This window comes from Clostridium sp. (genome assembly GCF_036781005.1).
GTDB lineage: Bacteria > Bacillota > Clostridia > Clostridiales > Clostridiaceae > Clostridium_B.
This window is the reverse complement of the sequence record NZ_DAIQBT010000042.1, coordinates 1-22,752: the sequence shown is the minus strand read 5'-3', so window position 1 is coordinate 22,752 and position 22,752 is coordinate 1. Positions and strand designations below refer to the sequence as shown.

At 30.3% G+C, this 22,752-nt stretch carries 24 protein-coding genes and 1 pseudogene; 8 read left to right on the top strand and 17 right to left on the bottom strand.

Translation table 11 applies throughout. The features are described from left to right. The first annotated feature begins 550 nt into the window (after nt 1-550). From V7Q02_RS13835 to V7Q02_RS13825, 3 genes are all read left to right on the top strand, one after another. Nucleotides 551-1,018 (top strand): DUF4883 family protein, encoded by a 468-nt coding sequence (locus V7Q02_RS13835; RefSeq protein ID WP_333861649.1) that lies wholly within the window; start codon nt 551-553, stop codon nt 1,016-1,018. A gap of 95 nt (nt 1,019-1,113) precedes the next feature. After that, nucleotides 1,114-1,770 (top strand): DUF4397 domain-containing protein, encoded by a 657-nt coding sequence (locus tag V7Q02_RS13830; protein ID WP_333861648.1) that lies wholly within the window; start codon nt 1,114-1,116, stop codon nt 1,768-1,770. Between the two features lie 108 nt (nt 1,771-1,878). Beyond that, nucleotides 1,879-2,403 carry a Gx transporter family protein gene (locus V7Q02_RS13825; protein ID WP_333861647.1) on the top strand — a complete coding sequence of 175 codons (525 nt, stop codon included), beginning with the start codon at nt 1,879-1,881 and terminating at the stop codon, nt 2,401-2,403. 50 nt (nt 2,404-2,453) lie between these two features. Here V7Q02_RS13825 and rnfB read toward each other — a convergent pair whose 3' ends face one another. From rnfB to V7Q02_RS13790, 7 genes are all read right to left on the bottom strand, one after another. Further along, nucleotides 2,454-3,311 (bottom strand): RnfABCDGE type electron transport complex subunit B, encoded by an 858-nt coding sequence (gene rnfB, locus V7Q02_RS13820; RefSeq protein WP_333861646.1) that lies wholly within the window; start codon nt 3,309-3,311, stop codon nt 2,454-2,456. A 15-nt stretch (nt 3,312-3,326) separates the two neighbouring features. After that, complete coding sequence (locus V7Q02_RS13815) at nt 3,327-3,908, bottom strand: electron transport complex protein RnfA (RefSeq protein ID WP_333861645.1); 582 nt, start codon at nt 3,906-3,908, stop codon at nt 3,327-3,329. Next, complete coding sequence (locus V7Q02_RS13810; protein WP_333861644.1) at nt 3,908-4,549, bottom strand: electron transport complex subunit E; 642 nt, start codon at nt 4,547-4,549, stop codon at nt 3,908-3,910. The genes V7Q02_RS13815 and V7Q02_RS13810 overlap by 1 nt, the downstream gene beginning before the upstream one ends. A 2-nt stretch (nt 4,550-4,551) precedes the next feature. Further along, nucleotides 4,552-5,100 (bottom strand): RnfABCDGE type electron transport complex subunit G, encoded by a 549-nt coding sequence (locus V7Q02_RS13805; protein ID WP_333861643.1) that lies wholly within the window; start codon nt 5,098-5,100, stop codon nt 4,552-4,554. Between the two features lie 91 nt (nt 5,101-5,191). Next, nucleotides 5,192-6,184, bottom strand: coding sequence for an RnfABCDGE type electron transport complex subunit D (locus V7Q02_RS13800; protein ID WP_333861641.1), 993 nt, complete (start codon nt 6,182-6,184; stop codon nt 5,192-5,194). A 19-nt stretch (nt 6,185-6,203) separates the two neighbouring features. Continuing rightward, a complete protein-coding gene (gene rsxC / locus V7Q02_RS13795) occupies nt 6,204-7,562 on the bottom strand; it encodes an electron transport complex subunit RsxC (RefSeq protein ID WP_333861640.1) in 1,359 nt (452 codons plus the stop codon). A gap of 239 nt (nt 7,563-7,801) precedes the next feature. After that, entirely contained in the window at nt 7,802-8,215 is a 414-nt protein-coding gene (locus V7Q02_RS13790) for a SoxR reducing system RseC family protein (protein ID WP_333861638.1), read from the bottom strand. 473 nt (nt 8,216-8,688) lie between these two features. Between V7Q02_RS13790 and V7Q02_RS13785 the strand changes: the two genes are divergently transcribed. Further along, nucleotides 8,689-9,792 carry a PocR ligand-binding domain-containing protein gene (locus V7Q02_RS13785; RefSeq protein ID WP_373844924.1) on the top strand — a complete coding sequence of 368 codons (1,104 nt, stop codon included), beginning with the start codon at nt 8,689-8,691 and terminating at the stop codon, nt 9,790-9,792. Nucleotides 9,793-9,804: 12 nt separating this feature from the next. Next, entirely contained in the window at nt 9,805-10,281 is a 477-nt protein-coding gene (locus V7Q02_RS13780; RefSeq protein WP_333861636.1) for a hypothetical protein, read from the top strand. Between the two features lie 21 nt (nt 10,282-10,302). Here the strand turns inward: V7Q02_RS13780 and V7Q02_RS13775 are convergent, their stop codons facing one another. Further along, a complete protein-coding gene (locus V7Q02_RS13775) occupies nt 10,303-11,469 on the bottom strand; it encodes a D-alanyl-D-alanine carboxypeptidase family protein (RefSeq protein WP_333861635.1) in 1,167 nt (388 codons plus the stop codon). A 146-nt stretch (nt 11,470-11,615) separates the two neighbouring features. Here V7Q02_RS13775 and V7Q02_RS13770 point away from each other — a divergent pair, with 146 nt between their 5' ends. Then, entirely contained in the window at nt 11,616-12,146 is a 531-nt protein-coding gene (locus tag V7Q02_RS13770; RefSeq protein ID WP_333861634.1) for a DUF2953 domain-containing protein, read from the top strand. A 49-nt stretch (nt 12,147-12,195) separates the two neighbouring features. After that, nucleotides 12,196-12,660, top strand: a complete 465-nt coding sequence (ytfJ, locus tag V7Q02_RS13765; protein WP_333861633.1) for a GerW family sporulation protein — start codon at nt 12,196-12,198, stop codon at nt 12,658-12,660. A 98-nt stretch (nt 12,661-12,758) separates the two neighbouring features. Here ytfJ and scpB read toward each other — a convergent pair whose 3' ends face one another. From scpB to V7Q02_RS13730, 7 genes are all read right to left on the bottom strand, one after another. After that, nucleotides 12,759-13,361, bottom strand: a complete 603-nt coding sequence (gene scpB, locus V7Q02_RS13760) for an SMC-Scp complex subunit ScpB (protein WP_333861631.1) — start codon at nt 13,359-13,361, stop codon at nt 12,759-12,761. Next, on the bottom strand, nt 13,345-14,106 hold the full coding sequence (locus V7Q02_RS13755) for a segregation/condensation protein A (protein WP_333861629.1): 762 nt from the start codon (nt 14,104-14,106) through the stop codon (nt 13,345-13,347). The genes scpB and V7Q02_RS13755 overlap by 17 nt, the downstream gene beginning before the upstream one ends. Nucleotides 14,107-14,111: 5 nt before the next feature. Continuing rightward, a complete protein-coding gene (locus tag V7Q02_RS13750; protein WP_333861628.1) occupies nt 14,112-15,296 on the bottom strand; it encodes a CCA tRNA nucleotidyltransferase in 1,185 nt (394 codons plus the stop codon). A 121-nt stretch (nt 15,297-15,417) separates the two neighbouring features. Further along, nucleotides 15,418-16,629, bottom strand: coding sequence for a D-alanyl-D-alanine carboxypeptidase family protein (locus V7Q02_RS13745; RefSeq protein ID WP_333861627.1), 1,212 nt, complete (start codon nt 16,627-16,629; stop codon nt 15,418-15,420). A gap of 118 nt (nt 16,630-16,747) precedes the next feature. Continuing rightward, nucleotides 16,748-17,296: a pyruvate kinase alpha/beta domain-containing protein gene (locus V7Q02_RS13740; RefSeq protein ID WP_333861626.1), complete on the bottom strand. Its 549-nt coding sequence runs from the start codon at nt 17,294-17,296 to the stop codon at nt 16,748-16,750. Nucleotides 17,297-17,487: 191 nt separating this feature from the next. Continuing rightward, nucleotides 17,488-18,309: an EFR1 family ferrodoxin gene (locus V7Q02_RS13735; RefSeq protein WP_333861625.1), complete on the bottom strand. Its 822-nt coding sequence runs from the start codon at nt 18,307-18,309 to the stop codon at nt 17,488-17,490. A 34-nt stretch (nt 18,310-18,343) separates the two neighbouring features. Next, nucleotides 18,344-19,621, bottom strand: a complete 1,278-nt coding sequence (locus tag V7Q02_RS13730; protein WP_333861623.1) for an HD-GYP domain-containing protein — start codon at nt 19,619-19,621, stop codon at nt 18,344-18,346. Nucleotides 19,622-19,815: 194 nt separating this feature from the next. Here V7Q02_RS13730 and V7Q02_RS13725 point away from each other — a divergent pair, with 194 nt between their 5' ends. Next, nucleotides 19,816-21,558: a DUF4153 domain-containing protein gene (locus tag V7Q02_RS13725; protein WP_333861622.1), complete on the top strand. Its 1,743-nt coding sequence runs from the start codon at nt 19,816-19,818 to the stop codon at nt 21,556-21,558. A 95-nt stretch (nt 21,559-21,653) separates the two neighbouring features. Here V7Q02_RS13725 and V7Q02_RS13720 read toward each other — a convergent pair whose 3' ends face one another. Together V7Q02_RS13720 and V7Q02_RS13715 are read right to left on the bottom strand one after the other, a co-directional pair. Continuing rightward, the gene (locus V7Q02_RS13720) at nt 21,654-22,283 is read right to left on the bottom strand and encodes a nitroreductase family protein (protein WP_333861621.1); all 630 of its coding nucleotides are present in this window, start codon (nt 22,281-22,283) and stop codon (nt 21,654-21,656) included. 183 nt (nt 22,284-22,466) lie between these two features. Further along, nucleotides 22,467-22,703: pseudogene (locus tag V7Q02_RS13715) on the bottom strand (HD domain-containing protein); the annotation flags it as partial. Nucleotides 22,704-22,752 lie beyond the last annotated feature (49 nt).

Here is a 22,752-nt window from a genome sequence, read left to right as displayed (position 1 = left end):
TTGAGAGCTTTTATAAATATATTTAAGGCTATATTTAAAACTAATTAGTATGAATAATGAGGATAATGTATTAATCCAAATATCACTGCTTGTAAAACTATTATAATACGTTATACGAAAAATGGGAATTACTTTCTATAAATCAATCTCGATTGATATTTGGCTGTAACTTACAAACTGGCAAGTATTTATTTGGTATGGCAATTCCACTCTTAACAAAACATTTCCGATATACCGCCATACAATTTCAAAACCTAAATTTCCAAAAATGATAAACTACAATACAATTTATTTGTTCCAATATACAAACGCTTTTTCTCCAGCATTTTTCCCTAACATTTCAACTTTATATTTTCCATCTTGTGTGGCATTTATTTTTTCTTTATAACGCAATATATATATTTACATACAAATGTTTTTTCAATTTTAATTGAAACTATTCTGTTTTGTTTATTGGTATACAGATAATTAGCTCAATTTAAGGTATATTCTCCAAAATACAAACATAAATTTTATTATAATAATACTCTAATGTCAGGTGTGATATAAATTGAAAAAAATTTTATTAATTTTAATACCGGTTATATTTCTTATAGGACTTAGTTATAAATTAAACAATGAGGTATTTAATCCCAAAAAACCAAACAATTTTTATTACACAAACCTGCTTGCTAAAAATTTAACCTTATCTTATCCATCAAAATGTACTATGGAAGAAAATAACTTTCACGATGAAATAAATTTAGATAAAGATAATATTACAGACATAAAAAATATGCTGTCTTACCTTAAAAAAAAGAATTTTATTACAAAACCCCAAAATCTGCCAGAAAAATCAGCTTACAGAATTACCTTCACTTTTAATGAAGAAAAGTTATTAATAGACATATATAATGAAAAGTATGCTTGCATTTATCCCTGGGACGGAAAATATCCCATGGACTATATAGACATAAGTAACATTCCCGCCTCTTTAAATTTATATTATTTAGGCAAATATCTTTTTAAACAATATTAGCATTATTCTCCTTTATAAACCTCATATAATTGTATCACAGATATAACTATCTACATATATTATTATTGTACAAATTTATGAAAGGTGAATTACTAATGTTCATTTGTCCTTATTGTGCAGATAATTTCTATAGAACTCCCAAATTCAGGGCTGTATCCCATATAAGATTTTTAAATGCCAGTCCAAATTCCCCTGCAATAGACGTATATTTAAACGATAGACTTATATTTAGAAATTTGTTATACAAATATTTTTCAGACTATATAACTATACCTTCTGGAACATATCATATAAAAGTATTTCCTTCCGGCAATACTGTAAATCCACTTATAGATAAAAGTTTATTCATACCTCCAGAAAAAATATTTACTCTGGCGGCTATAAATGAATATCCAAATATAGAATTACTATCCATAGAAGATGTGCGCCGTCCTAAAATTCCAGGTAAAGCATTTATAAGATTTGGTCACCTTTCCCCTGAAGCGCCTACTTTAAATATAGTTCTTCCTAACGGTAACACACTTTTTTCAAATGTATCTTACAAAGAGATAACACCGTATATACCTGTTGATCCTGGAACCTATACCATAGATGTCATAACCTCAAGTTCCGGTGAAAGAATTCTATACGTTCCTAATATAAGATTACGAGGAGACAGATTTTATACCATATATGCTGTGGGAAATTTATCTAAGCCACCCGAACTTCAGGTATTAATTCCTCTGGATGGTAACAGTTATATTGGATTTTAGCAAAAGAAAACTTTACAATGAACATTGTAAATAAGTTTTTACTATAGTAAAATTATAAAGAGATTATTGATAATAACTTTATATGACAAAAATACTCAAGGTGAAAAAATGAATAAAACAAAAAAATTAGTTTTTTTAAGTTTTTTGACAGGTATGGCCTTAGTACTATATATAGTAGAGGCCCAGATTCCAGTATTATTTATGTTTCCAGGAATAAAATTAGGACTTTCAAATACAGTTTCTCTGGCCGCCTTAATACTTTTAGGTTGGAGAGAAGCTTTAATAGTGATGATTTTAAGAACTCTTCTAGGGTCAATGTTTAACGGTACCATGGCGGCATTTATGTTCAGTATAACCGGTGGGATTTTGAGCAATCTAGTTATGATTATATTATATAGATATTTTAAAAGTTCCATGAGCCTCTGGACTATAAGCATATGCGGCGCCATATTTCACAACATAGGTCAATTGTTGGTTGCATCTATTATAGTTCAAGACTTCAAAATATATATATATTTGCCCGTACTTTTAATATCTGCTGTAATAACAGGATATTTTATAGGTTGGTGTACCAAATTTCTAACAGATAATTTAAGCAAAATTCCTATGTTTAAAAGTTTCCTTAATTCCTGAACAATAAAAACATGCTGCAGTTTTTCAGGCAGCATGTTTTGTTATCCAGATTATGAATTTGCTGCAGCTTCTTCCTTGCTTTGCTGCTTTAAATCTATAGCACTTGTAATTTCTTTAATAGCTCCCGTAGGACACTTGGCAAGACAAGTAGCCTCAGTGCATTTTTCTATACATATATAATGATCCACTACTGCTAAATTATTTTCAATCTTTATAGCATCATGGGAACAATTTTTCATACATAGTCCACATCCAAGGCACCCTACCTTACAAGATTTACGCACAGCAGCACCTTTGTCTTTAGAACTACATTTAACTTGAACTTTTGAACCTAAAGGTCTTAGCTGAATTACATTCTTTGGACAAACCATTGTACAAGAACCACATCCTGTACATTTGAATGTATCAACTACTGGCAATCCTTTAGGACCTATAGTTAATGCATCAAAAGGACAATGCTTTACACAAGTTCCAAAACCTAAACATCCATATTCACAGGCTTTAGGTCCTCCCTGAAGTAAATTTGCCGCAATACAATCCTTTATACCCTTATAGTCATATTTTTTTACTATATTTGACAAGTCTCCCGAACACCTTACATAGGCAACTTTTGCTTCAACATCTCCAGCAGATTTACCTGTTAATTCTGCCACGGCCTTTGTAACTTCTTCTTTTCCAGGTACACAAAGATTAGGAGCAACACTTTCGTCAAGCACAACTGCCTCCGCATATGCCCTACATCCTGCATATCCACATCCTCCACATTGTCCCTTGGGAAGTACATCTTCTACAAGCTCTATAAGTGGATTTACCTCTACTGCAAATTTTTTATCTACATAACCCAAAATAAGTCCAAAGAAAAGTCCTATAATAGTCATTACTATTAAAACCATAATTGCTGTCTGCATTTCACCAGCCCCTTTCTACAGCGAAATCATACCTGAAAAACCCATGAAGGACAAAGCCAGCATTCCTGCTAAAATAAAAGCTACTCCAAGGCCTTCTAAAGGTTTAGGTACATCCGCTAATCTTAATTTTTCTCTAAGACTTGCCATTAAAACTATAGCTAGGGCAAACCCAAGACCAGAACCTATACTGTTAACTACACTTTCTATAAACCCATAGTTAGATTCAGCATTTATAAGTGGTACACCAAGTACAACGCAGTTTGTAGCTATTAAGAGAAGATATATTCCCCACATATTATAAAGTGCAGGTGCCTGTTTTTTTATAATAATTTCTAAAAGCTGTACAAAGCTTGCAATTAAAAGTACAAAAACTACAGTTTTTAAAAATACTAGATTAAAAGGTACAAGCACAAAATTGTAAACTACCCAAGCAAGCATGGAACTTAAAGTAATAACTGAAGTAACAGCCATACCCATACCTAATGAAGCATCTAAATTCTTAGAAACTCCAAAGAATATACAAAGTCCCAAAAACCTTGTTAAAACAAAGTTATTTACAATTACTGCACTTATAAACAAAGTTAAATAGGCAGACATTATGCTTCACCTCCGCTTAATTTTTCTAGTTTTTTCATTTTAATTTTCTCCACATGTTGGTTATAAACTTTTACCACAGATACCAGATACCCAATTAATATGAACGCCCCTGGTGGAAGTATCATAATCAATGCCGGATTATATGAAGCCCACATTATGTGTATGCCAAATATGGTTCCCGCACCAAATAATTCACGTATTATACTTATCAAAAGCAAAGCTAAAGTAAATCCACATCCCATGCCCAATCCATCAAAAAAAGATGGTATTACAGGATTTTTAGAAGCAAAAGTCTCTGCACGGGCAAGTATTATAGCAAATACAACTACAAGTGACAAATATATTCCCAATTGACTGTATAATACAGGTGCATAAGCTTCTAATACAAGTTCCACCACAGTAACTATAGTTGCTATACAGGTTATATATACAGGTACACGAACCTTAGGATTTACAAATTTTTTAATTATGGAAACTACCGTATTATTGGAAGTTATAACAAACAATACACAAAGTCCCATAGTTAGACCATTTACAGCAGAACTGGTTGTTGCAAGTGCCGGACATAAACTAAGTGCAAGAACAAATATAGGGTTTTCTGAAATCAGTCCCTTTTTAAATATATCCCATAACCCTTTCATAATTATTTACCTCCCGTAAACATAGTAACTTTTTCAACTGCTTCTTTTACCCCTTTAGTTACAGCCCTAGAAGTAATTGTAGCACCTGTCATAGCTTGAATATTTTTATGATTTGACTTGTCCTTTACAACTACAAGATCATCAACTGTTTTACCTTTAAATTGTGAGGTAAAAGAGTCCTGTGATGCATTAGCTCCAAGTCCTGGTGTTTCATTATGAGACAATATGCTAAACCCTATTACTTTTCCATCTGGAGTAACAGCCACCAGCATAGTTATAGCTCCACCATATCCCTTACTTTCCGCAGGCACTACATAGGCAATTGTTTTATTTTCCTGTCTTGCTGCATACCAATCTGTCTTGCCATTTACAGATTTAAAATCATCTGCATTTTTAACCAAAGTTTGCATAGTTTCATTTTTTAATTCAATTTGTTTTTGTGCTGCTACCGGAGCAGTTATATAATAGACTAAAGCAATTATAACTCCAGCTATAAAGCATGTAATTGTTAAATTTTTAGTAATCTTAAATATACTGCTATTATTTTTCATGAGCCTACCTCCTTGTCCCAAATTTAACTGGGATTGTTAAATTCTTAGTAATTTTAACCTTGCTAGTTTAAATTATCATACATTTAAGAAATCATTTCTTGGTTCCAAATTTAACTGGCTGCGTAAAACGATCTATCAAAGGAGTAACCGCATTCATTAATAATATTGAATAGCAGACACCTTCGGGATATCCCCCTTTTAACCTGATGAGAGAGGTAAGAGCCCCTGCGCCTATAGCAAAAATAATCTGCCCTTTAACCGTCATAGGTATGGTAACCATATCCGTAGCCATAAAAAAAGCACCAAAAACCAATCCACCTGCCATCATGTGGAAAATAGGATCTCCTGTGAAAAATCCTGAAGTTCCGCCAAAAGCCCAGGTAAGTATACCTACAGTTCCAATCATTACTACAGGAACCTGCCAATTAATATAACGTTTATATATAAGATAAAGTCCACCTAAAACAAGCAATATTGTAGAAGTTTCTCCTATACTTCCATTACGGGTACCTATAAATAATGCCTTATAAAGTGCTCCTGTCCCTCCAAATGTATCAACTAGTTTTGAATACCCTTCAAGTTTTAAAATTCCGAGTGGAGTAGCACTAGTTACTGTATCTACACTAGTAGTAATCTTTGTCCATGTAGTCATAGCCACAGGCCATGAAAGCATTAAAGCAGCTCTTCCTATGTGAGCTGGATTAAATATATTATATCCAAGACCACCCATGGAATGTTTAGCTATTGCTATAGCTATGAAAGCACCTATAGCAACCATATAAGCAGGAATTCCCGGTGGGAGACACATAGCAAGTAAAAGTCCCGTTAAAAAAGCACTTCCGTCTTTAATAGTTACAGGTTTTTTTCTTATTTTTTGAACTACATATTCTGTAACCACAGCAGCTAAAATACCTACTACCATAGTTTTCAGTGCAGGAATTCCAAAATTATATATAGCAAAAATTGCTGCTGGAGCCAATGCTAAATTAACGTTCCACATTATTTTAGAAATAGATTCATCACAACGAATATGTGGTGATGTTGAAACCGTAAAAATATCTTTTTTTGTTTGTGTTTCTGCCATTTTACAATCACCCCTTATATTATTTTGCAACTTTTTCTTTATTTTTTTCTGCCTCAGCCTTATCTCTAGCTGCCTGAGCTGCATTTTCAAACTTTAAATATTTAACATATTGTACGATATTTCTCTTAGCAGGACACACATATACACAACTGCCGCATTCCACACAATCCAATAGGTTAAAATCTTCTTTCGCCTCTCTATATAGATTGTTTTGGCCAAGAATACTCAGCATACTTGGATTTAAACTCATAGGACAGGCCTTTAAACATCTGCCGCATCTAATACATGCAGTTTCTGTTCCTGTGTTTACATCACTTTTAGATAATGAAAGTATACCGGATACACCCTTTAATATAGGTACCTCTAAATTGGATTGTGCAAATCCCATCATAGGTCCCCCCATAACTATCTTAACAGGTTCCTCTTTAAATCCACCACAAAGATCAATGGCATATTTAAAAGTAGTTCCTATCCTAAGTAGTAGATTCTTAGGTTCTTTTAAGGCCCCTCCACTTAAAGTTGTAACTCTTTGTATAAGTGGAATGCCTCTTTCCACTGCATCGCTCACTGCAATACATGTACCCACATTCTGAACAACTGCACCTACATCCATAGGAAGTCTTCCTGATGGAACTTCTCTTCCTGTAAGTACCTTTATAAGCATCTTTTCAGCCCCTTGAGGATATTTAGTAGGAAGAGAAACAACTTGTACACCTGTACCCTGAAAAGCCTTCTCCATGATCTCAATAGCATCTTTCTTATTGTCTTCAATGCCTACAAAGCCTTGTTCTGCCTTTAAAATTTTCATAATAATTTTAACACCTGATACTATCCTATCTGTGTATTCCAGCATAGACCTATAATCAGATGTTAAATAAGGTTCACATTCAGCTCCATTTAAAATAAAAAATTCCACTTTTTTGTCCGTCGGGGGTGAAAGTTTCACATGTGACGGGAAAGTAGCTCCTCCCATCCCTACAATACCAGCATCTCTTATTATGTCTATCATGTCCTTATCGCTTAAATCCTGCCAGTTTCTAGAGATTGGCATTCCCTCTACCCATTCATCCTTGCCATCACTTTCAATAACTATAGTGAGACATTTTCCAAATCCGGGGTGTGGATATTCAGCAATATCTACAACCTTTCCAGAAATAGAAGAATGTACATTAGCCGATACAAAAGCATCACTTTTAGCAATAAGCTGTCCCTTTTTAACCTCATCACCTTTTTTCACTATAGGGGATGTAGGAGCACCTATATGCTGCCTAACTGGAATGAATACCTTATCAGGTATAGGTGCTACTTCTATAGGCTTATTGGCGGTGTACTTCTTGTTATCATTTGGATGTATTCCGCCTAAAAAACTTTTTAACACTCTTAACACCTCTTTCAACAAATAATTTTAAAATTTAATCTATAAAAATATTAAATCATTATAAATTAAATTAACATATAAAATAATTTCCATATTAAAGTATAAATATTAACACCTACACTTTAATATAAAATTATAATCCTTTTGATAAAATTCAACATAACAAGTTAAATTAGAATGACTGACCCTCTAATTTAACAAAAATTATATTTAAATTTAAAAAGACCCTCTAATTTTAATTACAACACCTTTTTAATTACAGGCTTAGAATCATCATTTTTAGCTGTTGCCCTGTCAAATATCTTTATATATACAAGTGATATAATGAAAAATACTAGTCCACCTGCTACCTTAAAGACCATCTCATAAAATCCTACAAAATCAAATATCCATGTTCCAACCAAAACTCCTAAAAAGATTGATATAATAGGCATTATATATACTATAAAGGCTGCTTTTATCACATTCTGTTCTCTTATTTCAAAAATAACATGTTCTCCTGCTTTTGCCCCAATAGGATTTTTAGCGTCCACTACTGTAGCATTATCGCCTGGACAAGCACCACAATTCTTACAATCTCCATGCCTGCTTGCCTTAACTTTAGCAAATCCCTCTGTTGTTTCAATTACGATGCCTTCCGATTCCTTTTTCATTGATTACATCCCCTTGCTTATTTGTTCACCTTTTCTAAATATATGACATTAATCCTTTATTTCTATAATTATATCATAAATTTTCATACTGTATCACAATTTTTTCATATCTGTACTAATTAGTTTTTAGTGTTGCCATTTTAAAACATTCTGAACTTTTCACTATATATTATACATCATTTTTTTTAATTTCATATAGAAATGCGAGGATTTTATTTTTTAAATCCAAAAATTTTTTAGTGTTTTTTTAAATGATTTTTAATATATATCTAAATTTATAGTCAATTTACTAATTTCTCAATATTTTTCAATAACAGTTTAAATTAGTCTTTACTTAAATAATATAAATATATTATTATAATAGCATATAATATATTTAGAAATGTTATAATATATTATGGTAAAATATTACATTTTATGCTTTTTTAATGCCTAAACTTTATTTCTACGGGGAGGTTGAAATTATGTTAAAAATGGTTACTAAAAAAGAAACAGGTTCTACTACAAATTCATTTAAATCAGATTCAAATTCACTTCAATCTGATCTAAGTTTGCTTAAAATAGAAGATATTATTGATATTGATCTACTTCAAAAGTTTCAGGATAACTTTGCTGAAAGTATGGATATTGCCAGTGTAACTGTAGATATGGATGGAAACCCTGTAACTAAACCAAGTTCCTATACCGATTTTTGCTTAAAACTAACTCAATCTACTGATATTGGTACCAGACGCTGTGCTGAATCCCATAAAAGAGGAGGATTAGAAGCAACAAGAACTGGTAAACCCTATGTCTATACCTGTCATGCTGGATTAATAGATTTTGCAGCTCCCATATTAGTTGCGGGGAAACAAATTGGAACAATTTTAGGAGGTCAAATTTTGACTTCTTCTCCAGAAGAATCAATCTACAAAAAAAATGCAAAAGAAATAGGTATTGATGAAAACAAATATTTAGAAGCTGTACGCAGAGTAAAAATTACTAATAAAAAGAATATAACAGCAGCGGCAGAGGTATTATATATTATTATAAATGCGCTTTCAAAAATAGGATATGAAGAACTTCAATTAAAAAAGACCTCTCAAGTTCTTTCAGATAATTTAACCCAAATTTCATCTATAATGGAAGAGTTGTCCGCATCTTCAGTTAATGTTTCAGACAATCAGCACTCTCTAAACAAAGAAATTATTAATATAAAAGACATATCCATAGAAATCAATTCCATATTGGATTCCATAAAAAGCATAGCTGATGAAACTAAAATGCTTGGACTAAATGCTGCTATAGAAGCTGCCAGAGCAGGAGATATGGGTAGAGGTTTTGGTGTAGTTGCTACAGAAATAAGAAAATTATCTGAAAATTCCAAAAACACAGCTATGAAAATATCTGACCTTACTAAAAAAATTGAAGAATCTGTAGACAAAACTGTAGAAACCTCTAATTCTACCTTAGAGACCACAGAACAACAGACATCCGCTATTGAAGAAACTACTGCAAATTTACAGGATGTCATATCTATTTCAGATAAATTAAATAATTTAGCAGCCTCCAATATGGATAGATTTAAAAAGTATTGAGGTGAAATAAACATGAATAACTCTGAAAAAGCATTTTTAAAAAATGTCTGTAAATACTGTATAGATAATTATACTATCTCAAACAACGGTCCTTTAATAGCTTCTCTTATTGATCAATTATGTCTCCATGTAAATATGGATGTACCTGCAGTTCAAGGCATATTGCATCTCCGCATAAACGACAATTGCAGCAGAAGTTTTGCCCATTGTTTCAATGTGTATAACGGAAGTATTATAGATGCTTCAATATATCAATATGCACTTATATACAGGTCTATAGAAAACCTTTTCCCTATCTATGTAGTACAAAACACACCCGATTATATAGACTACAGAATTGATGCTAAAATGAATAGAAAACACAGATTTAAATTTAATAAGAAATTACTACAAAATATACTTGAGGATATAAAAAACTTCAATTCACCCGAAATAAAAAGATTTAACTTAAATGAAGATTCAAAAAAGAAAAATTTATTTTATCTTTAATTTAAAACTGCATATAGTTATTCAAAAATTAATTGGGACTTCAGGGGAAGAATTCACACTGCCCCTGAGACCCAAAATTCCATGCATAAAAAATCTTCTTATTTTTATATCCCTAGAAGCTATTAATGCAGTACTGTATATTTTTTTATCATTTTCATATACACAAATCATCCCTATTCTATCACCTTTTTTTACATTATAACCTATTTTCTGGGGTTTTATAATTTTAGTAGTATATTTGGAAACATTTTTTATAGGTAATACAATATCCTCTTCACATTGTAATTTAAGAGCACTATTTTTAATCTTTACTTCCGCTGCAATATCTCCTTTTGAAAATAACTTTACAAACTTATAATTTTTATTTACATACTCATATATTTTTTCTGTTTCTTCCCATCTTTCCGGGGAATTCAAAACCACTATTATAATATCATTTTTTTCAACGGCGGCAGAAGTAACCAGACACTTTCCCGCCTTTCCAGTATACCCTGTTTTCACTCCATTTGCCTGTGGAATCTTCCAAAGTATTTTATTAATATTATGGTAACTTCTACTAAATTTATTTTTTTCTCCATCTACATCTTTAGAACCTACAATCTCATTAAATAGAGGTTCTTTTTTAGCTTCTGAAGTAACTAGAGCGAGATCATACGCTGTAGAATAATGCCTTTCACTATCTAATCCATGAGGAGTTTGAAACTGAGTATTTATCACTCCTAACTCACCTGCATATTCATTCATAAGCTTTGCAAATTCTTCTACACTTCCGCTAATACCTTCTGCAATAGCTATAGCAGCATCATTTCCCGATCTCAACATAAGTCCAAATAAAAGTTCTTTTAATAATATATTTTCCCCTTTTTTATAGCCTACTGTAGACCCCCTTACAGAAGCAGCTTTAGGGGATATCTCTATCTTTTTATTTAAATCCCCATACTTCATGGCCACAATAGCTGTCATTATCTTAGTTGTACTTGCCATTGGAACCAATTCATAAGCGTTTTTTTCATATAATACTACTTTTGAATTACTATCTATAGCCACGGCACATCTGGCATTTACATTAGGTACTTTAAAAGCGTCATGTTTTCCTTCTGCAAATACATTATAACAATATATGTTATTGAGCATAATAAAAAATATCATTATATATACATAGATTTTTTTTAATCCCATATTTTTCATAAATTATTTCTCCCCTTATTGTTTATTAGTACTAAATATTTTTACCTTAAAAAAATATATTACTATTAAAATTATTACTAAATAAGTATATAATTTTTTATCTAGTTAAAAATTACTAAAGACAATACTATTAAATGGAGGAAATTATGGGCTTATTCTTTTTTTTATTTATCACATTAATTATTATTTTATTTATTCCCTTTCCTGTAAAAATAAAAGTAAAATATTCGAAAAAAAATTTCACCTTTAAAATTTATAATTTAAATATTTCAAATAAAATTAAATCAATGAATACTCCAAATTGTCCTGAAACAGAAAATAAATTATTCCATGTTATAAAAACCTTAAAAAACAATTTAAATTTTATTAAAGAAATAAAATTTAAACTTAACCTTAAAATAAATATGAAAATTACCTATGGTCTTGAAGATGCAGCTCATACAGCTTTAGCTTACGGTTTTATACATTCAATAAATACATTAGCTTTAAACATTTTATCCAAAATATTTATCATAAAGCAAAAACAAATATACATAAATCCTGACTTTAACAATTTACATTTAAAAATACAGATAAATAGTATAATTTACATAAGTTTAGCTAAAATTATATATACAGGTATACTTTTAATAAAATATAGAAGAAAACTAAAGAAGCTAAATCCTCTCCATACATAAATATATTCAATATAGTTCACTTAATTAAAAGTTCAAAGGAGGAATTAAAGTGGATAATCATCCTATAGAAAACTTATTAAAAAGCACTATGGAAAACTTGAAAGATATGATAGATGTGAATACCATAGTGGGAGATGCAGTAGAATCAAAAGATGGCTCTTTTATAATACCTATTTCAAAAGTATCTTTAGGTTTTGTATCTGGAGGAAGCGAGTTCAATTCCAACAGTGAAGAAAAATCCAATTCAGAATATCCTTTCGGAGGAGGTTCTGGAGCTGGGGTTACTGTAAAGCCTGTGGCTTTTTTAGTTACCAAAGGCGACTCCATAAGACTTCTATCCTTAGATCAAAATAATACCTATGATAAAATAGTAGATTCCATTCCTCAGATAATGGATTTGTTTAAAGGAATGGGAAATTCAAAATGCAAGAACACAGAAAATACACCTAGAAAAAATGAAATGAAAGATACAAAAAATCGGGAAGAATCTGACAAAGAAAAAACCTCTTCTTAATTTAAAATTTATATCATATATACCAACAGTGCTAATTCCCTTATTTTCAATAAACTATGGGGGAATTAGCTAAAATTTTAGAATTTTAATGAATTCTTTTAAGGTTCCTTTGATTTATAGATTGATTTATAATTGTGAGTTAACTCATCTATTTCAGGAATTTCTTCTATACTGTTCAATCCAAAATATTTCAAAAACTCTTCTGTGGTAACATAAAGTATAGGCCTTCCTGGAACACCTAATCTCCCACTTTCTTCTATAAGTTTTTTTTCCATTAAAGTCATTAATGCTCTATCACTTTTTACTCCTCTTATTTCATCTATATCTATTCTGGTTACAGGCTGCATATAGGCAACAATGGCCAAGGTTTCAAGAGCAGCTCTTGATAGAGATTGTCTTAAATTATTTTTTAGCAATTTTTCTACATAACTGCTATTTTCAGATTTAGTAACCAAACTGTACTTATCCTTATTATTTAATACTTTTATGCCTCTAGAACAATTTTTATATTCAAAAGACATCTTATTTATCAAGTCTCTGGTATATTCTAAATTGCATTCTATTATTGCTGCAATTTGTTTTAAGGTTAGTGGTTCTCCAGATACAAACAACAGAGATTCTATTATAGAAAAATAATTATCTCTGGATATACTGTGACCCTTACCAATTTCGCATATATTTTCACTAAGATTCTCCCCCATACTCAATTACCCTTTCTATGTAAATTTCACCAAAATTTTTATATTGCATTATAGATATGTTCCTAAGCTTCACTAGTTCTAAAAGTGCAACAAAGGTTATAATTCTCTCTATTTTAAAAGAACAATTTTCTATAACTCTCGAAAATCCAATCTTTCTTTTATTTTCTAAAACTTCTATTATATATTCCATTTTATCTTCTAATTTAAATTTGTCTACAGTTATGTTTTCATTAACTGTATTTTCTCTGTTTAATTTACTCTTATATAAATTAATAAGCTTATAATATACTTCATGCAATTTTCCTATATCTATGCCCTTTAAGATTTCTTCCATATCTTCAGATTTATTTTTTACTTCAATTATCTCTGGCATTTTTCCGTACATCCTGCCTATATTTAATGCTCTTTCCTTAAAAAATTCCGCTGCTGCTTTAAATCTTTTATACTGAAGTAATTTATCTACCAATTGTTTTCTTGGATCTTTTTCCCTATCCTTATTATCTTCCTCTAACTTAGGTTTAGGCAAAAGCATTCTAGATTTTATTTCTATAAGTGAGGCCGCTATAACTATAAATTCCGAAGTAATCTCAAGATCCATTTCCTTCATGCTATTTATGTATTTGATATACTGCTCTGTGATATCGTGAATTTTTATGTCATATATATTCATCTTATTTTTTTTTATAAGATGAAGTAATAAATCAAAAGGTCCTTGAAAATTTTCTATTTTTATATTTAAAGGCATTTATACTATTCTCCTATATTTTTTAATAAATATTCTTTTCTCCATTTTAATACCGTATTCAATTCCAGCTTCATTATATTATTTAAAATCCTTTTTATAGATTTACCTTCTCTTATTCCGAGGGCAATTATATCAGTGCCATTTAAACTTAATTTATAAGTACTTATGTTATCTATATAATTATAAATTTTATATTTTAGCTCATAATACCAACTCAAAAATACCAATTCGTAATCGTTCATGCCCTTTAATAACTGATATAATTCATAGTTATCCAAAGTATTTTTCATAAAATTAATTACCTTGTGCAAATTTTGTGAAAAATATTTTACTGTATTTTTTAATTTTCTATTTAAAATCGAGTTTTCTATTAATATGTTAACATAAACTTCATCTTTTAGAGAATAAGCTAGCCTCAATATTCTTATATCTACATTTTTATAAATGGAAATTAGTTCTTTTTCATAATCAGAATATTTAACTTTTAATGCTTGTCCATCAATATTAAATATTCCCAAAATACTGCATAAATTAATATTTTTTATCCAATTTATCTCAGAACATAGAGAATATATTTCTTTTACTATCCTATCATTACTTATTGTATTAAATATATTTTCAGTAATACACTTTTCTATTTCCAATTTATCTTCCAAATAAAATCCATATCTTACACTATACTTTACAGCCCTGAATATTCTGGTAGGATCTTCTCTATAACTATTAAAATGTATTTTTCTTAGAACTTTATTTTTTATATCATCTATACCACCATAAATATCTAATATATTATTTTCTACTATATCATATGCCAGTGAATTTATAGTAAAATCCCTTCTATACAGATCATCATATATATTTGAAGATTCCACTTCAGGAAGTTCTCCATATTTTCTATAATGTTCCTTTCTACACCTTATCAGATCTATATGAATTCCATTTTGAAAAGTTACAGCAGCAGTTTGAAAATTTTTATAATACTTATAGTATTTTACTCCTTTTAATTCTACTATGATGCTGCCCGGATCACAATTTAAACATATATCAATATCTTTTACCTTATTTTTAAGTATTGCATCCCTGACAGCTCCACCAACTATATAAGCTTTTATATTTCTCCTTACACATAAATCTCTTACTGCATTTATAACATATATTTCATCTTTAGTAAATGATTTAAAAATGTTCATAATGACTCCTCTCAAAAATATTATGAAATAACTGGGAGGGAAATTCAAATAGTCTTTTAAGATACATCTAAATTTGAATTTCCTATTTGTATTATTATACTATACAATAAATATATGTATATTATACTCCCCCATTTACAATGTTTTTAAGATTATCTTTAAAATTTCCTAATATACCCGGTTTCTTTACATCCCTGTCACTATGTAAATCAACCTTTCCTCTTAACTCCCCATCTATATATACATCGCAACTTCCAACTTTTTCACCTTTTTTATACTGTCTTTTATTTTTATTTATAACGCATTTACAGGTAACTTTATTCTCCTTTCCCTTTTCGACTGCTACCTTCAAATCTGAGGATGCTTTTGCCATAAAAAATTTGTCTCCTGCTTTATTTAAATTAACTTTTTCTATATCATTATCTTTCTTTACAACATCAATAGAAGTATATTTTGAAAATCCATAATTCATAAGCATACTTGCTTCTTTATTTCTCTCCTTATAAGTAGGGGAACCCATAATCACAGCTAACATTCTAGCGCCATCTCTAACTGAAGTAGCCGATATACAGTACTTGGCTGAATTTGTAAACCCTGTCTTTAACCCGTCACATCCTTTAAAAAATCTTACCAACTTATTATGATTTACCAGTTCTATGGGACTCTTTCTGCCCTCTGATATAGTCTCCATATAAGTTCCTGTATATTTTAATATATTGGAATGTTTTAATAGTTCCCTGGACATTAACGCTATATCATAGGCTGTAGTATAGTGACCTTCCTGACTCAATCCCGTACAGTTCTTAAATTGTGTATTAATCATTCCAAGTTCTTTTGCCCTTTTGTTCATAAGCTGTACAAAAGCCTCTTCCGTGCCTCCTAAATACTCTGCCATAGCAACTGCAGCATCATTTCCAGAAGCTATTCCTATACCTTTTATCAAATCCTCCACAGTTCTCACTTCTCCTGTATCAAGCAGCATAGAACTTCCACCCATCTTCTTTGCATTCTCACTGACAGTAATCTTATCTGCCAAAGATATTTTTCCTGAATCCAAAGCTTCCATTGTCAAAAGCATATCCATTATCTTTGTAACAGAGGCGGGTTCTAACTTTTCATTGGCATTTTTTTCAAATATGACTTTACCACTTGTAGGTTCCATAAGTAATGCAGATTTCGCATTTATACTCAAATCTGACTTTATGGATTTAATTTCCTGTTTATCCTCCTCAGTTAAAGCTTTTGCCTTAACTACTGTACTTCCAAGTCCTATTATTAAAAACATTATTAAGAGCATACTAAGTAAGATAGAACTAATCTGTTTTTTTCTCATTTTATTTTTCTCCTCCCTTCAAATGTATTTTTTCCCGAAATTAATAATATTATCACATAAGCATATAAAAAAATACAACAATATCTAAACGATACTGTTGTATTGAAAATTTTAAATCTTAATAATAGGACGGCTTGCAGATAATCTCATGGATTCTGGTACTGAATACACTACTTGCATGAGAAGGTGTAACTATCAATGCCGTATCAGCTCCACGAGCAGAACCTCCTATAGAAATAACCGGCTCCCCATAAGGTATAAATCCCGCATCCAAGGCCATTATTGCAATTTCTACACAAACTTTAGTTCCCTGACCAAAAGTTCTCAAGGTTTGGGCAATTATTTCAACAGCATTAACTCCACCAAAAACCTTGCTGATTCCTCTTTCTGCCCCACTTAATACATGAGTAGTGGTCAATACCTTTATTCCATTGTTTTCTAAATAGCTTCGAATATCTGCTGGAAATTCCATTTTTCCCTCTTCTGGATAGCCATTTGCATGTGTTACAACCACTACCTGTAAATCTTTGACCCCTTTCATTAATTTAGCAGTTTCTCCTTTAGAAGAAGCTACCACAATATATTTTATATTTCTTTCCCTGGCAGTTCTTAATGCCAATTCTACAGTGTCTTTACTATTTTCTTTTCCTTTTTTGCTAAAATACACAATTCATACCTCTTTTCTTAATTTAAATTATTAAGTAACTTTAAAGTTAAGATGAAGTTTGCTTACAGGAATACTCCCCTCCACCTGAACCTTATCCTTTAGGAAAAGGACTTATCCTTACACATAGCATTGCTTATACCCCTTTTCAAAAAGATAGAAGTATTAACAATGGTAGCCTTCAGATAAAAATATTATATAAATAATTCTGGTTTTTTTCTAGAGGCAAACTCAATTTCCAATTCATATTTATGTCTTAAATAATTTTCATCATCATAATATTTCGCACCATGAGGACATTTCTTAATACAGGCACCACATTTAATACAAATTCCATTTAGTTTAGATACCTCTTCAAAATCAATAGATCCCATAGGACAAACATTTACACAAATTTTACAATCAGTACAATTATCATTAGTTTTTGGAGTAACCTTCCTAATATCCACAGGAATTCCCTCTTTGTTTTTAGGTTTATAGTACTTTCTATAAGGTTTGTTTCCTTTTACATTTAAATATTCAATTTCATTTCCAGCTGCAAGCTTATCATATACGCCGCGGGCAAAATTCTTTGCTATAGTCATATCTTCATCATCTGGCCTGTCCTTTGCAAGAATTTTAGAAAATGAATGTTCTCCTATGAAAGCTGCCGCCCCAATAACTTTAAAGTCATTTGATTCAAGTATATCTTTTAATTCTACGAGAGCATCATCATAATTTCGATTGCCATAAACTACTATGGAAACAGCCAATGCTCCATTCCCCTTAACAGAATTTAAATATTTTAATAATACATTGGGAACTCTTCCTGCATAAACAGGAGTTCCTACAACCACAATATCCTGTTGTGAAAAAGATACGGCTTCCTCTCTAACCTTTGGCAGTGTAAAATCTATATTATTTATATTCATTACCTTGCCGCAAATATTTTTTGAAATCTCCTTCGCTATCCCACACACCACTTTTTCAGTAGTACCTGTAGCACTAAAATACAGTGTATTAATTTTTTTATCCATAAAATATCAGCTCCTTTTATTTAAGTAAAAATATCTATTTTAGTACTTTTTCAATAAACACCTGTACAAGTCCTGGTTCGAACTGTATATAGACATTTTTCTGTAATTCTCTTATGGCCTGTTGTTTTGATAAAACACTGCCATAGCTCCTCATACTGGTCATAGCATCATAAGCATCTGCTATGGTTATTATTCTAGATTGAAAAGGTATTTCCTTCTGTTTTAAAGATTTAGGATATCCACCTCCATTCCATTTTTCATGATGTGCCAATACATACTTAGATATCTGCCACATATAATTTACAGAACTCAATATCTTAAATCCTATTTCAGGATGCTCTTTAATTTTATTCCATTCATTCTCTGTAAGTTTTTCTTTTTTGTTAAGTATACTTTCTTCTACCTCTATCTTCCCTATATCATGCAGCAGACCTGCTGTTTTAAGTTCTTTGATCTCATCTTCCGACATCCCCAAAACCTCACCCATAGCCATGCACAGCCTGGCAACCCGTATTGAATGCATCCATTCCCTTTCATTTTTTTTATAGAGAGCAGCAACAATAACATTTATGGTATTTGATCTTACACTAAGATGTTCATACGCTTTATTTTTATACATGCTGTCTTCAGCTTCTTTTAAAATTTTTTGAATCTCTTCCCTTTTATGATTTTTAATTGAATATCCAAATGTAATATCTATATCCATATAATCCATTTTTTCTCTCAATAATATAGATTTAATATCTTTAATAATCCCCTTTACTCTATTCTCATTTGTATTAGATAATACTATTACAAATTCGTCTCCTCCAATTCTAGCTACTATATGTTCTTCCCCACACCCTTTTTTTATTATTTCAGCTGCTTTTTTAAGTAGCCTATCTCCTTCTAAGTATCCAAAGGAATCATTAACAAATTTTAATCCATTTATATCACCCATAATAACAGCCAGTGGAAACTGTCCTCGTATATCTAGCCGAGTTAACTCCTGTTTAATAAATTTTCTATTATATAATCCTGTAAGTTGATCATGGAAAACCAAATAATTATAATCACATCTTCCAATCCTAGAAATGTTATCATTTTTATCTATAGTTAAAATTTTATTTTGCTTTTTACATATAAATTTTTTGTTAACGTTTACAGTTCTATTTCTACTACAAATGGTGAAAATATTTTCCGTCAGGGTTATAAATGATCTGTTAAAATACATATCCTCATAGCTTAATCTTAACAATTCTTTGTTTCTTATCTGAGCCATATTATTAAATATAAATAATATTGTTATAAGTAAAATAATATACACACTCATCACCCTCTTTAATAGGTTAATTGAAACATACACCTATTGTATTTTAACAAATTATATTATTAATTATATACCAAAACTGCTAAATATTCTACATATTTTTATATTAATGTCTGTATAAATGGGTACTAATTTAACCATTTTACAAATAATTTATGATAATATATTAAATATATCATAATCACAAGGAGGTTTTTATGAAACTTATTAATTATACTAAAAAACTTTTAATAGGTCTACATTCCAGCCTGAAGAGATTTCCACTTACCATACTATTTTCCGCTTCTGTTGCTCTGGTACTTATAATAATATCAGAAACTACTTCTCCAAATAAATACTTATTATACAGACTATCTCTAATTCTTGCATTAGGAATTCCAGTTTCACTTTGTATAAAACTTTTTCTAGAGAAAAAAGAACTGGGAAAAAAAACTATAGCTTTTATAGGAAGCCATATCTTAGGAATCACATTTTTAATTTTGTATTATTTCTTGTTTTTAAAGAATATACAATTAAATTCCATTATCAGATACTCCGCCGTTACTCTTTCTCTATATATGGCGTTTCTTTTTATCCCTTATCTTGTGAAAAAAGAAAATTTTGAAATGTATGTAATAACTATTTTTACATCATTTTTCGTCACAGTAATCTATTCCATAATATTGTACCTGGGGCTTTCAGCTATTTTATTTACCATAGATAAATTGCTTGAAATAAATGTTTTAACTAAAATTTACTATTACACATGGCTGATTGTAATATTTTTATTCTCAATGTGCTATTTTCTTTCTGGAATACCGCCCAAAGACAAAGAACTATCCATAAAATCTTATCCCAAACTACTGAAGATATTACTCTTATATATTATAATGCCTCTTTTGACAGTCTATACAATAATACTTTATATATATTTTGTAAAAATACTGGCGACAAGTAACTGGCCTATAGGTATGGTTTCACATTTAGTTGCATGGTATTCAATTATTGTAACTATGGTATTCTTTTTTATCACTCCAATTAAGGAGGAAAACTTCTGGCAAAATGAATTTTTAAAATTTTCCCCAAAAATTATATTGCCTCTTATCATAATGATGTTTATATCCATAAGTATAAGAATAACCGCTTATGGTGTAACAGAAAATAGATATTTTATAGTTATTTTAGGCATATGGTTATTTTTTATAATGATATATCTATCATTCACTAAAAAAACAAAAAATATAATACTTCCTATTACTATCTCTATAGTTTCACTTATTTCTGTATTTGGACCTCTAAGCTGTTATTCAATCTCAAAATTAAGCCAAAATAACAGATTTGAAAGTATTCTTATAAAAAACAATATGCTGAGAGACAACCAAATACGAACTTCAAATAGTATCTCCCAAGAAGATAAATTCCAAATAAATGGCATACTTGATTATTTCAATAGAAACCATAGTCTTAAAGAAATTAACTATCTGCCACAAGATTTTAAACTAGCTGACACAAAGGATGTATTAGGATTTGATTTTATAAGTCCCAATAACAAATCTAATAAGGAATATTTCAATTTCACAAGGGATGAATCAGAACAAGCTATAAATATAGAAAATTATGACTATTTATTTCACATTACCAATGTTAAAGACGAAAATGCTCCTTCAAATTCCAGCTTTACAGCTTCATACAATTATAATACCTCTATTATAAAAATTAATCATGAAGGAGATGAACTGTACACTAAAAATTTAAATACTTTTATAAATACCCTTACAGAAAAGCACTCTATAATACCAAAAGAAAATTCTCTGCCACAGGAGGAACTGACACTGTCTGATGAAAATGCTAATGTAAAAGTAAAACTCATATTTTCACACATATACGGAAACGTAGATATGGAAAATAAAATTTTTAATATTACAGGAATTGATTTTTATGTACTTGTTAAAATAAAATAGCTTCCAAAAAGACTCCCTCTGCTTATCTAAAAGTCTAGGGAGTCTTAATAAATAATTTCAAAAACCCTATGAATAAAATTAAAAAATATATTATTCTACATTTCTTTTAAAATTATTTCATCCATAGGCAATCTTGGCCTTAGAGATGAATTTTGATCTGGATACCCAATTGGAAGAAGTGCCACTATATCATATCTGTCTTCAAGATTTAATATTTTTTTTACCCTTTCGCGGTCTACAATACCTACCCAGCAACTTCCAAGACCTAAATCAACTGCTTTTAATACCATATGTTCAACAGCAATACCTGCATTTTCCCACAAATAAGCCTTGGCAGTTTCCTTATTTAGTGTATTATTTTCTTTATATTTGCTCATTTTTTCTCTGTCCTCATCATTATCTTCAAAATCTCCTGAATTTATTAATTCCCGAAATCTTTTAGCTGCAGTAAGAAACACTTCTGTATCAGTACAACATACTATTACAACAGGAGCTTTAACAACAAAAGGTAATGTACACTTTTCCATCTCCCTCTTTATTTCTTCACTTTTTATTATTACATATCGTGTAGATTGAAGATTTGAAGCAGACGGTGCCATTCTACCAGCTTCTAATATTTCTTTTATATAAGAGTTCTCCACAGCATCAGGTTTAAATTTTCTTATACTCCTCCTTAATTTTATTACATGATCAAAATTCATAAAATCATCTTGTATAATGAACATGTAGTAAAAATTCATTATACTTTTCCTTTCTTAAAGATTTTTACTATAATTATCATAAGACACTGTGGATTAGTTTTATCACCTTGGACTATTTTAATTGAGGGTCTAACACTGTCTTATGCTTATCTGTAGGTGGCCCATACTTAAGGCTGGGAGAACTGTTTCAATGAGATATGCCACTTCTTTATTAAGTATACTTTCATCCACAGCTATTTTCCCTATATCATGAAACAGTCCTAAAGTTTTGAGTTCTTCAATTTGAACTTCTAATAATCCTAGAGCCTTACCCATATTTTCACATAATTCAGAAACTTTATGGGCGTGTTGTTCCTCCCTCATATTCCTCCCATAAAGAGCTTCGATAATAGAAGCTAGGGTTTTCTTCCTCATAGTGGGACCTTCAAAGAGTTTTTGCTTATACTAATTTTCTTTAAAAGTCATATAAAAATAGTATAATATTACTAATGGA